The sequence below is a fragment of the Oceanicella sp. SM1341 genome, assembly GCF_003448965.1.
In the GTDB taxonomy this organism is placed as follows: domain Bacteria; phylum Pseudomonadota; class Alphaproteobacteria; order Rhodobacterales; family Rhodobacteraceae; genus Paroceanicella.
Map to the genome: position 1 here is coordinate 1 of NZ_QRGC01000099.1, position 731 is coordinate 731.

The 731-nt window shown below is 74.4% G+C and carries 1 protein-coding gene; it reads right to left on the minus strand.

Features of this window, described 5'->3' with window-relative positions:
* Positions 1-731, minus strand: a 731-nt coding sequence (locus D3P35_RS25905) for a phage tail protein (protein WP_157982358.1), incomplete at both ends; no start/stop codon positions are given.

Genomic DNA, 731 nt, shown 5'->3' on the forward strand with positions numbered 1-731 from the left:
GGCCCGGTGGTGGCCGAGAGCGGGCCCGGCAGGCCGATGCCGGTGCGGGTGGCGTCGAACGCCTCCTCGACGATCTCCTCCTCTTCGGCCTCGGCGTCCCAGGTGTAAGGCTCAGGCCCGAGCTCGAGCAGCTGCACCGGACAGCGCAGGGCCACGCCCTCGTCGTCACCCACCAGCGAGGCGGCGGGGTGCAGGCCCTGCACCTCGTAGACCCCGCCAAGCGCGGTGAAGGGCGCGGGCAGCGCCACGGTCACCGTGGCCCCGGCGACCATCCGGAAGGCCGAGGGCGGGGCGACGCCGGTGAGCGCCTTCTGCCGGCGGGCGCGCCACCCGCCGATCTTGCGCAGGCGCATGGCCTGCGTGGGGCTCGTCACCATGTCGAAGCGCATGTCGGTGACGGCGGGGATGCCGCCGTCCTCGGCCTGCGCCCCCGGAATGTCCCAGGGCGCGAGCTCGGCGGTCTCGTAGCCGCGCGCGGCACTGGTGTAGGTGGCGCGGACCTGCGTGGGGAGCTCGCGCCCGGTCTTCAGGCGGGTGAACTCGAAGCCGTCGCCGATCAGCACCGAGAGCTCTTGCGTGGGCGCGCGGTAGGTGCCGGGGATGAAGCCCAGCCGGCCGCCGACGCGGGTGAAGCCGGAGGCGCCGGCGAGCATCAGCGGCTCGACCTGGTCCTCGATCTCGGCGTCGGAGAAGATCACCACGCCGCCGACGCGGTAGCGCCGCTCGGTGCC